The organism is Pseudoalteromonas sp. B160, assembly GCF_037162485.1.
GTDB lineage: Bacteria > Pseudomonadota > Gammaproteobacteria > Enterobacterales > Alteromonadaceae > Pseudoalteromonas > Pseudoalteromonas rhizosphaerae.
In genome coordinates, this window is sequence record NZ_JARLUX010000001.1 from 2956204 (window position 1) to 2970504 (window position 14301).

Below are 14301 nucleotides of genomic sequence, written 5' to 3' on the forward strand. Positions count from 1 at the left end.
TAGTTTTAATTATCTAATTTTACAACACCAATAGCACGAACTAACAGATTTATTTGCTAGTCGCTTGGGCACTGTTTTTATGGTGGGATAAAATATCTTTATTTAATTTACTTGTTGAAATAAATTATTTACAAATCATTTTACTGTGATAGGGTTTGGTTTATACAACTCAAATCGAGTTGTCCAAACTATAATAACAATATGAGAACTGGGTTTATTTAATGTATTGTTTACTAAAAGCACATACCGCTAATCGTGGTTTTGGGATTGCGCTTATTTACTTTGATCAGCAATGAGAAGGCTATGACGTTTTTATCTTGGTTTAAAAAACTTTGTTTAGTTACAACTGCCGCACTTTTGACTAGTTGCGCTTCAACACCTTACGAGTTTACACAATCTGCCAATTACAGTCATCGTGTTAAGTTTTTTAGTCATGCATTACACCGCTATTGATTTTGAAAAATCGATGCGTGCTTTAGTCGATGAAGGTGGTTTAAGTGCTCATTATTTATTACCAGAGTTAAATGATCCTAGCTACCCTGAGGATGAATTAAAAGTAATTCAACTAGTTGATGAACATGATAGGGCGTGGCATGCGGGACAAGCTTTTGGCAAGGCCGTGAAGATTTAAATGATCAATCAATTGGTATCGAAATTGTTAACGTACCAAGCTGTCACTATCCCGAAGTTAAACCTGATGAGCAAATGGAAAATGACGCCTCAAAACTGTGTATTTTCCCCGATTTTGACCCTAAACAAATAGCGTTATTGATTGAGCTCAGTAAAGGTATTTTAGCCCGTAACCCTGATATTGGCCCAACTCAAGTTGTAGGCCACTCTGATATAGCGCCTACACGAAAAAACGATCCAGGTCCGCGCTTTCCATGGTATCAATTGTACCAAGCTGGTATTGGTGCATGGTATGACAGTGACACGGTTGATAAATATTGGCAGCAATTTAGTTTAGTTAAACCATCCATTAGTTTAATGCAAAAAGCGTTACGTGGTTATGGTTATGATGTACACGTGACTAATCAACTTGATCCACAAACCCTTGATACATTAAGTGCCTTTCAAATGCACTTTTTACCTTGGCATGTAAGCGGTAATGCAGATGCGCGCAGCGCTGCGGTATTGTTTGCTTTGATGCAGAAGTACTTTCCGAAAAAGCAGCTAAGTTAATGTTGCAATATCAACAACAGCAACTTGCCCCAGAACCGATTATTAAGCCTTTAGCAAATGCGCAGGTTGTGTTGCAGGTACCAAATCCTAATCCAAGTTCTCGGGCACTGGTTAATGACCGTGGTACATTTAAAGCTTATAAAGGCCGAGGCGAAATTATCATTGAAAATAACACCGTAACGAGCGCGGATATTTTTATCAATGGTGAAAAAATAAATATTGCTCAGCCACTTATGGCAAATAATAGCTACAAATACAGCTTATCTAAACGGACTCACAACGGCACAAATACGTTCAAGGTTGAAAATGTGCAGCCTGAAGGGGCAAGTTTAACATTACGTTTTTCTTACCCAACTTTAGTAACTAAGCCCGTAAAGTCAGTGCAGTTTAATAACGTGGATAAATTGATCAACGAAGAAGTCGCGGCAGGATTTCCCGGTGCCGTACTGGCAGTGATCAAAGATGGTAAGTTAATTAAATTAAGCCACTATGGCGATGCTAAAAAATACCTTGCTGATGGCTCATTATTAGAGCAGCAACAGCAGATGAAAAGCGATACATTATTTGATATTGCCTCTAATTCAAAAATGTTTGCCACAAATTTAGCGTTAATGAAATTAGCCAGTGAAGGTAAAGTTGATGTAGAAAAACCGCTATTTTATTACTTACCTGAGTTTCGTGGGGCGGGCCGTGAGCAGCGGTTAGTCAAAGATTTACTGACCCACAGTGCAGGTTATCCAGCGGTAGTTGATTTTCATCGTAAAGATAATAAGTTTGGTGAGCGATTCTTTTCACAAAATAGCTTACGTACTAAAAACTTATTACTGACAGGCGTGCCATTTGTTGCGGGTCGTAGCGTTAAACATTTATATTCAGATATTGATTACATGTTACTCGGTGTATTAGTGGAGCGACTTTCCGGGCAGTCGCTGGATAATTATGTTGAAGGGCAAATTTATCAACCGCTTGGTTTAACCCACACCGTTTATAATCCATTGCAAAAGGGCTTTATAAAAAACCAAATAGCTGCCACTGAGTTAATGGGAAACACTCGTGACGGACGGATCAGCTTTGATAATGTTCGTACCGACGTTTTACAAGGACAAGTACATGACGAAAAAGCATTTTATGCCTTAGGTGGGGTCGCAGGTCACGCAGGACTTTTTAGTACAGGTCAAGACTTAGCTGTGCTTGCGCAGTTATTGCTGAATCGCGGTGGCTATGGTGATAAGCAAATATTTACCCCGCAAGTATTAGAGCAATTCATTGCCCCGCAAGCCAGCGATGAAAGTTATGGTTTAGGTTGGCGTCGTGCCGGTAACGGTGCTTTACAATGGCATTTTGGCCCGTACGCGAGCCCACAAGCGTATGGTCACACTGGCTGGACGGGCACGGTTACTGTGATTGATCCCGCTTATGACTTGGCGATAATTTTGCTTACCAATGCTCGCCATACCCCGATTGAAGGGAATGAAACAGATTATGAATTTATGGGGAGAAAGTTTGAAACCGGTAAATATGGCTCAATTGTTTCGCTAATTTATGAAGCAATATTAAATAAGCATTGATCTAAATGGCAGTGTTCAACTTATCGCTAATCGATTTAAGTTGTGTTTATTGACGAACAGATTAAGCTAATGAGTTTGTTCCAGCCTTTATAACAAAGGCCTGATAATAATTAGAGTGAGTCATAGACTCACCACAAAAAAGGTTACAGTATGTCTTGGTATTCAATTTTACCGCCACTAATTGCGATTTTGATCATATTTTGGCGCAAAGAAGTCATTATGGCGCTACTCGTCGCTGTTGCTTCTTCAGAGTTTTTGCTGGCCTTGCAAGGTAACGGTAATACACTTTTTAATACATTTATAAATACCATAGAGCGCGTGGTGAGCGTAGCAAGTTCGCCAGGTAATAGTCGTATCCTCATTTTTAGTATCTTAATCGGTGCATTACTTGCTTACATACGCGAATCGGGCGGTGTGGCTGCAACAGTAAATGTGTTGATGAACAAAGGTGTGGCAAAGAGCAAACGCCAAGTGGGTTATTTAACCATGTTTTCAGGCATTGCGGTGTTTATAGAATCTAACTTAAGTGTACTGACTGCGGGTATTTTATCGCGGGGTTTATTCGATAAATTTAAAATGAGCCGTGCTCGCTTAGCATACATTATTGATAGTACCAGTGCTCCTGTGTGTATTTTGATTTTACTTAATGGCTGGGGGGCATACATACTTGGCTTGCTTGGTAATTATGAACTGTCAGAGTCGGCAGTCTCGGTGTTATGGGGCAGCATAGGTTATAACTTTTACGCCATCATCACCTTACTCATTGTGTTTTATACTATCTCGTTTGATAAAGTGCACGGCCCGCTTAAAAAGGCTGAAGAGCAAGTGGAATATCAAAAAACTGAGCTGCAAGAAGAAGTCAAAGGGACTAAAGCACGTTACATGTTAGTACCACTAATTACATTAATTGGTAGTATGGTCGGCTTTATGTATTGGTCAGGTAATGGTGATATTGCCAGCGGCAGTGGCTCTAAGTCGGTATTGTATGCAACTATTTTAGCTTGCGTTGTCGCCTACTTATTAATGGTAAGCTCTCGTCAATTTACTCACCATAAACTGGTTGATATTGGCTTTAAAGGCATGGGTGAGTTATTACCGTTAGTCGCGATCGTATTACTATCATTGACTCTCGGCGCCAGTTTAAAAGATTTAGGTACTGGCACTTTTGTTGCGGGCTTAGTGGGTGATTACTTACCTATTTACTTAGTCGTACCAGTGTTGTTTGTAACCGGTGCGGTGATCTCTTTCACAACAGGCACCTCATGGGGTACATTTGCAATACTAATCCCGATTGGTGTGCCATTAATTCAAGCGCTCGGCCTACCACCGTCATTAGTGATTGCGGCAATTTTAGGTGGCGGCGTATTTGGCGATCATTGCTCGCCAATATCAGATACCAGTGCGGTGTCAGCTATTGCCTCCGGCTGTGATTTGCTTACTCACGTTAAAACGCAAATGCCGTATGCATTATTCGCGGGTGGCTTAACGTTTGTAGCTTACCTAGTTACGAGCATTATTGTGTTGTAAAGAGTTAGCGAGAGTAAAGCTAGCGAGAGTAAAGCTAGCGAGAGTAAAGCTAGCGAGAGTAAAGCTAGCGAGAGTAAAGTTAGCGAGAGTAAAGTTAGCGAGAGTAAAGTTAACGAGAAAGCCTGCAATTTTGCAGGCTTTTTTATTGCTGAATTAACTTTTTATACTTAGCAGGGGTATTTGTAAAATAGCGTTGAACTCATTGTTTAGGTGAGATTGATCGGAAAACCCGCACTCAAGGGCGAGTTGTGCCAAGCTTAGCTGTGGGTTTGCTTTTATAAGTTGTCTGGCTTGCCTGACTCTGTAAATACGTGCTAGGTGTTTGGCAGTGATGCCACAGGTGTTTTTAACGTAGTGCTCTAATTGCCGCTTACCTTTAGGGGTGTGCTCGTAAGCAGTACTTAGTGGGGTAAGATTGATTATTTTATGGATCAGTTTTTGTGTGTGCTCAATAGCCTGATGGTGTATTTTTGGTGCATTGAGGTGCGCCGACAACAAATCAATAAACGAATCTAAGTTAGTATATTGGTCAAGCGCCTGTGCTAAACCTGTTAAGGTTGCAGGCGCCACAAGCGAATGATTTACCTTTTGTAAATGGGCAAGTCCAGCAGGTTTAAACCGGATCCCACAAAAGACGGAGCCAGCAGTAAACGTTACTTTTTCTGACTGTATAGATATGGTTTGCATGAAATAGGGGGATTTAATGGTTTTCCAGCTAAATTAAGACGCCCAGATAGCAAAAATATAACGCCTTTTGCGCCATCGCAGGGGAGCCAGCTCTCCCTGAACACTGAGCGCGAGCAAACCAAATTGCTTGTACATAATCAGCGATATCGCCCGTTGGGCTGTAAATAGTTTATCGTTCATTAAACTCGACTGTCGGTTTAAACATTTTCACCATACGATTCCAGCTATTTATAGCATTAATTGCTACGGTGAGGGTCACTAAACTGGGTTGATCAAATAACTCGGCAAGCACAAGATAAAAGTCATCATCAATGTTCTGTGACAAAGTCAATTTTTCGCAAAGCGCTAATGCAGCACGTTCTTTATCGTTATAAAGTGGCGTGTCTTGCCACGCATTGAGGGCAATAATGCGGTTAATGCTCTCGCCATACTCCAGTGCTTGTTTGCTATGCATGGCTAAACAATATGCACATTGGTTTAACTGTGACGCTCTTAGTTTTAGCAGCTCCCAAATTGTCACTCCAAAGGTAGCCTCGACTTTCTGTTTGATCAGTACTTCTTGATCAATCAAGTAGGTCATTAACTCGGGTTCGATATTAAAGTAATTCGCTCTTTTCATAATAGTTCCAAATCGATAAATAACTACTAGCTAGTTTATTGACGGATAAATAAAAAGAATTGTAAAAAAACGACTTTTTGATTTGTTTTTAGTGTAGTCGTACCTCGCTAAAGACTTATCATACTATTACACAATAATAAAACGGTATAAGTCGCTGATATATTATATTTACACCCTAAAATTAGCGAATTTCAATACTAATTTAGCTCTTAAGCTTTAAAAAGCTCACATCGACAATGGCGTTAATTTACTTTTATTTAACAATTAACTTTATTTGTAATATAAATGATCCTAATATAAGTGCGCAAACGATAATTATTAACCGTTTGTACTTAAGTGCAGGATTCGCATTTTACAAAACACCATTCAAGGAATGGCATAAATTGGAGCAAAAGAATGAGCGTTATGACAACACTGATACAACGGCAAAAGACTTTGTTTTTACTTCTGTTATCTACTTGTAGCTTTGCTACATTGGCAGAAAATTGTACAACTATGCCCACCTCAGGTGGGATTTACTCTGTAATTAACCGTGGCTCTAGCTTGGCATTAGATGTAAATACGTCTGATACTAGTGGCGCACCGGATGTAATTAGCTATCAATATTGGGGTGGTGCAAACCAGAAGTTTGCTTTCACTAAAGGCAGTGATGGTTACTGGACTATTCGTTCGCAACATAATAACCAAGTACTTGATGTACTCAACTCGTCACAGTCTAATGGCGCTAATATTGTGGTGTATGACGATTGGCAAGGTGATAATCAGCGCTGGCAGCTGAAGGTGTCTTCATAGGGTGGCTTTAATATTGTTAATAAACTTACGCAAAAGTCATTAACTGTGGCGGGTTCGCAAAACGGTGCCAATGTGTATCAAAATGATGATGCGGGTGGCAGTTCACAGCGCTGGTATATCAACCCTGTTTCAGGTAGTTGTGGTAGCAGCAGTGGTGGTGGTCAAACAACAGCTGGTTTAATTGGTTTTGCAGCACAACCAGGCAGCGATGGTCTGGCGACCACCACAGGTGGCGGTAATGTATCACCGACGATTGTTACTAGCTGCAGTGCTTTAACAGCCGCATTAAACTCAACATCAACTGCGGTTATTCAAGTTCCTGACAATACAACGATTAACTGCCATACGGCAAACCGAACTGTTGCAGCATGTCCACTCGATTGTGGCACATGGGGCGATTATGGTAAAACCTGGTATCGCTTACCGGTTGGTAACCAAAGTTGTAGTGAATTAGGTAGCAGCTCCAACAACACGGTTAACGTTACACGTAATGACTCTCGTCTTCGTGTTCGCTCAAATAAAACCCTTGAAGGATTGGGGAAAAACTCAAAAATTATCGGCGCAAGCTTAGTGATCAGTAATGATCGAAATATCATCATACGTAATATTTTACTTGAAGATATTAACCCTGCATTAGTTGAAGCGGGGGATGCTATTTCTGTTGATGACAGTAGCCACATCTGGATTGATCATATGGCGTTTAATAAAATTAGTGACGGTTATATTGATATTGGCAATAGCCAAAATGTCACTTTAAGCTGGAACCGCTTTTATGGTTATAATACGCAAGTGTGTGCTAACCAACATTGGTACACTCATTTATTCAAAAACTCACAAGTCACAGCGCATCATAACTTTTGGGACACTGCAGCAGGGCGCAACCCTAAAGTAGATGGTTATAATTCACGTGTACACATGTTTAATAACTATTGGAAAAACATTACTTATTTTGCAATTAGCGCAGGTAATGGCGCTGAAGTATTAGTTGAAAACAATTACTTTGAAAACAGTGCAAAACCACATTGGAACCAAGGCTCAGGCTACTTTAGCGCGTCAGGAAATGTGTATACTGGCGTATCAGCAACTGATCAGTATTGCGACAATGGCGCTAACATCTTTAACGATATTCAGTTATACCCATACAGTTTAGACAATGCCAATAGCTTAGGCAGTCAAGTTGACGGCGGTACAGGGCCGCAGTAATACATCCAAACCATCTAAAAATGCAAAAAGCCCTCAATTAGAGGGCTTCATCACATTGCGTGTATTAATCGTTAGATTTTACTATTAGGCACGATACGGTAAATTCCCATACCATCAATACCCAGATATAAATCGCCATTAGGGTGGGTTGCAATACTGCGCACGCGGCCAGCACCTTCAAATAGCTTGCTGTGACCCGTTACTTTATTACCATCAAGTTCAACCAATACTAAGTGTGCAAACTTCACAGCGCCAACAAGCACATGACCTTGCCACTGCGGGTATTTGCTGCTTGTAACAAACTCCATCCCAGAAGGGGCGATAGACGGCACCCACACCCAATCGGGTTGTTGCATACCTTCGCGGCTTGTTTCATCAGTAATTTTGGTACCAATGTAATTGATGCCATGAGTTACTTCTGGCCAGCCGTAGTTAGCACCCGCTTTAATAATATTGATTTCATCACCACCACGAGGGCCGTGTTCATGACTCCAAATTGCCCCCGTTTCTGGATGCATAGCCATGCCTTGTGGGTTTCTGTGGCCATAAGAGTAAATACTCTTACGTGCGTTTGGCTGATTAACAAACGGGTTTGACTTAGGGATTGTGCCATCAGCATTAATGCGGTGAATTTTTCCTGCATCATACTCTAAGCTTTGTGGGTGAACATCACGCGCGCCGCGATCACCAATCGGAAAGTACAAGTAACCGTCTTTATCAAATTCAATACGCGAGCCGTAATGTTTGCTGGTTGTGGTGTTTGGCGTGCCGTCGAACAGCAGCTGCGAGTCGACTAGTACCATATCTTTTAAGCGCGCACGCATAATGGATGTATTGTAGCCTTCTTCATCGCCCTCATAACCTGAGTAAGAAAAGTAGATCCAGCCATTGTCTTTAAAGTTAGGATCAAGCTCGATATCTAATAAGCCGCCTTGACCTTCCGCATGCATGTTAGGCAGCCCTGCAATTTTTTGTTCTAGCAGTTTGCCATTACGAATTAGCCTAAGCTCACCAGCGCGGTCTGTTACCAATAAATCTTGCTCGTTAAGCCACGCCATTCCCCAAGGAATATTTACCCCTTGAGCAACTAATTCAAGCTGATACTTATCAGCGCTTTTAGCGACAGGGATTTCTTGTTCCGCTTGCTGCGCACACGCCTGCAAGGTAGATAAACTGACCATAGCAATAGCTAAACTGGTGTAAAAAGACGTCTTCATGATGACTCCAATTTTTTAAAAACGATGTAAATAGAGTAGCGTGTTAATAGTTTAATTGTTATTAACATTTACTAAAGTGCGATTAGTAACAGAAAAAATGAGATAGGAGGAAGTATAGAAGGGTTCAGTAAGTTGCTACTTATGCTTTGCGTTGTACTGGGGATGTATTGAAGTTAGAAATAGAATATATTAACAATTTTTACAATCGTATAGGGATTTACCGTGTCAGCTCAGAGCAACTTTCAAAACAATGTAATAGAAAAAATAACAAAACAAAATGCATTGGCAGCCGCATTAGGCACAGTCTTTTGGTGTATACCTATTTTAGTGCTGTGGGTATTTATTTATGAATTAAAGCCAGCAGCAGGAGCTGTTATGCTATGGCTCAGCGGCGCGTTAATAGGTTTAGCTGTTAGATTTCATGGTCGTGGCTATGAACGATTATTCTCTGTAATAGGTTTTGTGTCTCATGCGTGTATTGTTTTACTCGCATGGGATTTTCAAATAGTGGTCGGCGGCAATGTGTTGTCCGTTATTTTGATTGGCGTTTATGTACTCGGCGCCTGGAGCGCTGCCTATCTATCACGTATCAACATCTCAATGCATGACTATAAAGCATTTGATGCTTATTTTGCGTGCCCTGATTATCTACAACAAAAAAAGTTAAAAAACAGGTGGTTTGTTGTTTTACCTTTGTTGCTAGTGCTGACTTTTGTGGTTGGTTATATTGTTGCCATTGCGGTGCTCATTTTTCAAGAGGTACAGTACATGGAAAATGAAAAAAATCAGCAAGCAGCGCGCGCAGCCGAGTTTCGCGATAAGCACATTGATACCAGTGATGAAGCGCTCGCTGCAATAAGCCAGCATAAAGCACTTACTTATGCTTTTGCTTACTATTCAGGTAGGCAGTTTGATGTTCAAGGGCGCTACTTAGGTAATTACCCGCAAGATAGCTATCAAGCGCAATTAATACTGCGTTATTTAGCAGAGCAAAAAAGCAACCCCCGCGCTCAATTTATACTAGGAAAAATACTCGATAGTAAAACAGGTGACGCACTTATCACGCAAGCAGAAGAGGGCGGCGATACCTTTGCAAGGCTTTACAGTATTTATGAATTTGGTTGTTATATGGACGCTAAAAAAGGCAGGCAGTTACTCACCAGCTTTGCTAAAAATATTGAAGAACAATCAGTAAAAATTGATATCTATGGCATGCTCAGCGATGATTTTAACGACCACTGCCAAGTGTTAGACGACACTGAATTTGATTATCGTTATATAAAAGATTACCAGTTTAAACAGTAGGTCGCCCTTTAGGGCGAAAAAGTGAATTTCACCACCGAAAGCACAAATGCGCTTCGCGCTGCACAGAGGTTAAATAGTGGATGTAGGAGATGGTTTTAGCCACGAAGGGTTTAACAGCAGTGATAAGTTAACCACCTTAGGCGCTAAGCTTGCTGGCGCGTGTGGCTATGGCTTCGTGCGGCGGGCGACGAACTACGGAACAATCCTAGTACCTAGTCACTTCCTAGAGCCTAGCCACTTTATATTTTAGGTCGCCCTTTAGGGCGAAAAAGTGAATATCACCACCTAGAGCACAGAGGCGCTTCGCTACACAGAGGTTAAATATTGGAAGTAGGAGCTGGCTTTAGCCACCAAGGGTTTAACACCAGTGATAAGTTCATCACCGTAGGCGCTAAGCTTGCTGGCGCGCGTGGTTTGGTTGGCTAAAGTGCAACGATAAAATCAATGGGGCGTTTAAATTGTAGGTCGTCCTTTAGGGCGAAAAAGTGAATATCACCACCGAGAGCACAGAGGCGCTTTGCTACACAGAGGTTAAATATTGGAAGTAGGAGCTGGCTTTAGCCACGAAGGGTTTAACACCAATGTAAGGGTTAACCACCGTAGGCGCTGAGCTTGCTGGCGCGTGTGGCTATGGCTTCGTGCGGCGGGCGACGAACTACGGAACAATCCTAGTACCTAGTCACTTCCTAGAGCCTAGCCACTTTATATTTTAGGTCGCCCTTTAGGGCGAAAAAAGTGAATTTTCACCACTGAGAACACAGAGGCGCTGCGCTACACAGAGGTTAAATATTGGAAGTAGGAGCTGGCTTTAGCCGCGAATGATTTAACACCAATGTTAGGGTTAACCACCGTAGGCGCTGAGCTTGCTAACTCTTGTCGGGATAAATCCTCGACCTACATTAAAAACCTTATTCAAGGTTTTAGCCAGATTGCTGGCGGCAACCAAGGGGCGGCTGCCGCCGGTCGCCCCTTGGAACCCCACGGCGCCCCGAGCATCACACTTAATCCTTCAAATAAGTAATTGATGTGAACGTAAACGCCGTGTATTCGCCGTCCATGGCGAAGTCACGGCTTAACGCGCTTCCATGCGTGATATTACTCATCAATTACTTATTTTCAGGGCGTGATGACGGGGGAAGGGTGTTAAACGTGAGATTTGAGTTTGCTCAAGGCAAGACAAAAGGTCTTCCTCAGTGCATTTTTATGAGATCTATTGAAGAATTATATTTACCTGACTTTGTATGGCACTATATAAAAAATAGATATTTAAGAGGGAATTGGATGAGCGATATAAAAGACTTTGATTGGAGTACACCACCAAATAATAAAATAGATGAGTACTTTCCTGCTGATAAGTTAGATAGAGCTAAATACGCAACATTTCTCACAAGGTTATTAATTCAAGAAGGTTTTGACGAGAATAGGCCGCAAGAAGAGCAAAAAAGAAACTACGTATTAAATTTAAATGCTGAGTGGGGCGCAGGTAAAACATACTTTCTCAAGCGTTGGTCGCAAGAACTTAAAAACTTTCCAGTTGTTTATATCGATGCTTGGCAACAAGATTATTCTGACGATCCTTTTTTAACTGTTATTGCTGGCATTATTAAGCAGCTTAGCGCACAGGCTCATTTCACTATTACTATCCCGAATAAAGCAGCGTCGATGTTTAAAGCAGTTGCACCTGCTATTGCGCAAGGTTTAACGAAAAAAATAACTGGTATCGATTTAGATGAGTTAAATACATTATTATTTTCAGATGACGAAGTTGAAGAGAGTGAGAAGGTAGAACCCAGGGCAAGATCACGAACTTTACCTTGACTTAAAAGTATGATCTTATACTCCTTTTTAAGGAGCCCCCATGCCTGATATTCAACTATTTAAATATTTCGAATCAATTGACGACCCTCGCCAGCAGGGTAAAGTTGTCCATAAACTTTTTGATATCATATTCTTAGCTGTCAGCGCTGTCATATCTGGGTGCCAAGGCTGGGAAGATATTGAAGATTTTGGCCATGATAGATTAGATTGGCTCAGGAAGTACGTTCCTCTTGAGCAAGGTATCCCTCGCCATGACACAATCGCTCGTGTGATGAGTCGCATTGATATGACGCAGTTTCAAGATTCTTTTTCTTCTTGGATGAAAGACTGCTCTAAATTAACTCATGGCGATGTAGTTGCGATTGATGGTAAGCGATTGAAAGGTTCATTTAATCAGTCAGATAGGCGCGATGCACTTTATATGGTCAGTGCATTTGCGTGCGAAAATGGTGTTGTTTTGGCGCAATGCCCTGTTGATAAAAAGTCGAATGAAATCAAAGCGTTACCAGAGCTTCTTGAATTACTGGAGATAAAAGGCTGCTTAGTCACGATTGACGCGATGGGGTGTCAAAAATCAATTGCAGAGACAATAGTGGATAAACAAGCCGATTACCTACTTGCAGTAAAAGCGAACCATAAAGGACTACTGTCACAAATAGAGAATGCTTTATTACCTGAGGTCACACGACAAGCGTCCGAAGGAGTTTTGTTTAATGAAGCCGATTATCATAAAAACAGAGAAGAATTCAGGTGTTGTGCTGTTAGTCATAACGTAAGTGATTTATCAGAAACGAGCAATTGGAAAGATGCTAAAACAGTGGGAGTTATTGTTTCTTATAGGAAAGAAAAAAACAAAGTAAGCAATGAGTTATGCTATAGATACTACATCAGTTCAGCATATTTATCGGCGGAAGAACTCGCAAGATCCGCACGGCAACATTGGCAAATAGAGAATGGATTACATTGGCGTTTAGATGTCGGATTTAAAGAAGATGATTGCCGAATTAGGCGTGAAGGTGCAGCACCTGTATTTGCGGGGCTGAGACACATTGCATTTAATCAGCTAAAAGCAGAAACAAGCTTTAATAAAGGCATGCCCGCAAAACAGAAAAAAGCTATGCGCAGTACAGATTACCTTGAAAAGATATTGAAATCATAGATTTTTTTCATGCTCTTGCCCTGAGGTAGAACCTAGCAAACAAAATAGCTCAGCTTTTTCACCCGCAGTCAAAGCTCTTGCGCAGAACCTTATTAAAGAGCATGAAGCGAAAAGTAAAAGCATCGAGGTCATAAAGTCTAAGCTAGCAGATTGGGTCAGTAAATTTGAGCAGCAGGAAGGTAAAGAATTACCTATTTTTGTTTTTATCGATGAGTTAGATCGTTGTCGCCCAAGTTATGCTGTTGAAATGCTTGAAACTATAAAGCATATATTTGATGTTAAAGGCATCGTATTTGTTGTGGCAACAGATACTGAGCAACTCCAACATACAATCAAATCAATTTACGGTGAAGGCTTTGACGCTAAAGTTTACCTCGGACGTTTTTTTAATAGCCGCTATAGCTTAAAACGACCTGTTTTAAAGGATTTTTTATCAGTACATAGCGATATGACTAAATTTGAATCTGCGTATTTAGAAAGTAAAAATATTGAGCTACTCCCGCGGACAGAGACACCTGAAATTGCTTTAGCTAATATTTCTGCTGTATTAGATGCCTTTCAAGTATCAGCAAGGACAGCAATTCAAATCACTGAGCGTATTACAGCTATTATTGCTAATTTACCGAGTGGTAAAAAAGTAGATATTCTTGTGTTGGCTACTTTGTTTTGTATCTATGAAAAAGATCATCCACTTTATGAGGAAATAGTAAGTGGCAGATTTAAAAAGACAGAACAAGGTAGTGAAAATAAGATTATAAATATAAGCCTAGCTGACTTTTTAAAAAGGGATAAATCTGAGGAACATTTATCAGCTGAGTTGACCTATTTTATTGAGCCACAGTCATATATTAATCAACTTGACAATGATAGTTTCGGTCCAAAAATAAATAGCTATACTACGGGGGATTATTTTATCCCACTATCTAAATTTATAGAGGATATTTTTTGCAATGTTTACTTTTCAAAAACAGACATGTGGGATGCTTTTTTTGATTCATATGACGGAGATAAGATGAGTGAGTTGCAAGAAGCAGAGAGTAATCTAGCTCAACATTCAATAGAATTATCTCCAGAAGTTACTTTGTTATGGATCGACTATATATATAAAAAAGACGGATATGACAAACTCACTACAGAGAGCTATCGCGAGTTTGTAGAACTGTCATCCCCCCTGGATTATATGGGAGATAACTAAAATATACTCCATAACTTTAATTATCTCTG

General features: G+C 40.7%; 14 protein-coding genes. 11 read left to right on the forward strand and 3 right to left on the reverse strand.

All coding sequences use genetic code 11. The annotated features are described in order from the left end of the window. Nucleotides 1-433 precede the first annotated feature (433 nt). From P4S61_RS13750 to P4S61_RS13765, 4 genes are all read left to right on the forward strand, one after another. Complete coding sequence (locus tag P4S61_RS13750) at nucleotides 434-631, forward strand: hypothetical protein (RefSeq protein ID WP_337118458.1); 198 nt, start codon at nucleotides 434-436, stop codon at nucleotides 629-631. Then, entirely contained in the window at nucleotides 589-1182 is a 594-nt protein-coding gene (locus P4S61_RS13755; protein ID WP_337118459.1) for an N-acetylmuramoyl-L-alanine amidase, read from the forward strand. Before P4S61_RS13750 ends, P4S61_RS13755 begins: the two co-directional genes overlap by 43 nt. Then, nucleotides 1182-2750 (forward strand): penicillin binding protein PBP4B, encoded by a 1569-nt coding sequence (pbp4b, locus tag P4S61_RS13760; RefSeq protein ID WP_337118460.1) that lies wholly within the window; start codon nucleotides 1182-1184, stop codon nucleotides 2748-2750. Before P4S61_RS13755 ends, pbp4b begins: the two co-directional genes overlap by 1 nt. Nucleotides 2751-2900: 150 nt before the next feature. After that, nucleotides 2901-4277, forward strand: a complete 1377-nt coding sequence (locus tag P4S61_RS13765; RefSeq protein WP_337118461.1) for a Na+/H+ antiporter NhaC family protein — start codon at nucleotides 2901-2903, stop codon at nucleotides 4275-4277. A 153-nt stretch (nucleotides 4278-4430) separates the two neighbouring features. On the opposite strand, the gene P4S61_RS13770 is transcribed toward P4S61_RS13765, so the two are convergent. Next, nucleotides 4431-4847 carry a helix-turn-helix domain-containing protein gene (locus tag P4S61_RS13770; protein WP_337118462.1) on the reverse strand — a complete coding sequence of 139 codons (417 nt, stop codon included), beginning with the start codon at nucleotides 4845-4847 and terminating at the stop codon, nucleotides 4431-4433. A gap of 286 nt (nucleotides 4848-5133) precedes the next feature. Next, complete coding sequence (locus P4S61_RS13775; protein ID WP_182757975.1) at nucleotides 5134-5583, reverse strand: carboxymuconolactone decarboxylase family protein; 450 nt, start codon at nucleotides 5581-5583, stop codon at nucleotides 5134-5136. Between the two features lie 405 nt (nucleotides 5584-5988). Between P4S61_RS13775 and P4S61_RS13780 the strand changes: the two genes are divergently transcribed. Both P4S61_RS13780 and P4S61_RS13785 read left to right on the forward strand, forming a co-directional pair. Then, a complete protein-coding gene (locus P4S61_RS13780; protein ID WP_337118463.1) occupies nucleotides 5989-6375 on the forward strand; it encodes an RICIN domain-containing protein in 387 nt (128 codons plus the stop codon). A gap of 45 nt (nucleotides 6376-6420) precedes the next feature. Then, the gene (locus P4S61_RS13785) at nucleotides 6421-7578 is read left to right on the forward strand and encodes a pectate lyase family protein (RefSeq protein ID WP_337118464.1); all 1158 of its coding nucleotides are present in this window, start codon (nucleotides 6421-6423) and stop codon (nucleotides 7576-7578) included. A 71-nt stretch (nucleotides 7579-7649) separates the two neighbouring features. Here P4S61_RS13785 and P4S61_RS13790 read toward each other — a convergent pair whose 3' ends face one another. Next, nucleotides 7650-8795, reverse strand: coding sequence for a PQQ-dependent sugar dehydrogenase (locus tag P4S61_RS13790; RefSeq protein WP_337118465.1), 1146 nt, complete (start codon nucleotides 8793-8795; stop codon nucleotides 7650-7652). A 222-nt stretch (nucleotides 8796-9017) separates the two neighbouring features. On the opposite strand from P4S61_RS13790, the gene P4S61_RS13795 reads away from it, so the two are divergent. The 5 genes from P4S61_RS13795 to P4S61_RS13815 all read left to right on the forward strand — a co-directional run bounded on the left by P4S61_RS13795 (nucleotide 9018) and on the right by P4S61_RS13815 (nucleotide 14272). Beyond that, entirely contained in the window at nucleotides 9018-10100 is a 1083-nt protein-coding gene (locus tag P4S61_RS13795; protein ID WP_182731164.1) for a hypothetical protein, read from the forward strand. 76 nt (nucleotides 10101-10176) lie between these two features. Beyond that, on the forward strand, nucleotides 10177-10350 hold the full coding sequence (locus tag P4S61_RS13800; protein ID WP_337118466.1) for a hypothetical protein: 174 nt from the start codon (nucleotides 10177-10179) through the stop codon (nucleotides 10348-10350). Nucleotides 10351-11249: 899 nt separating this feature from the next. After that, a complete protein-coding gene (locus P4S61_RS13805; RefSeq protein ID WP_337118467.1) occupies nucleotides 11250-11918 on the forward strand; it encodes a P-loop NTPase fold protein in 669 nt (222 codons plus the stop codon). Between the two features lie 40 nt (nucleotides 11919-11958). Next, nucleotides 11959-13077: an ISAs1 family transposase gene (locus P4S61_RS13810; RefSeq protein WP_337118468.1), complete on the forward strand. Its 1119-nt coding sequence runs from the start codon at nucleotides 11959-11961 to the stop codon at nucleotides 13075-13077. 130 nt (nucleotides 13078-13207) lie between these two features. Beyond that, complete coding sequence (locus P4S61_RS13815; protein WP_442961597.1) at nucleotides 13208-14272, forward strand: KAP family P-loop NTPase fold protein; 1065 nt, start codon at nucleotides 13208-13210, stop codon at nucleotides 14270-14272. The last annotated feature ends 29 nt before the right edge of the window (nucleotides 14273-14301 follow it).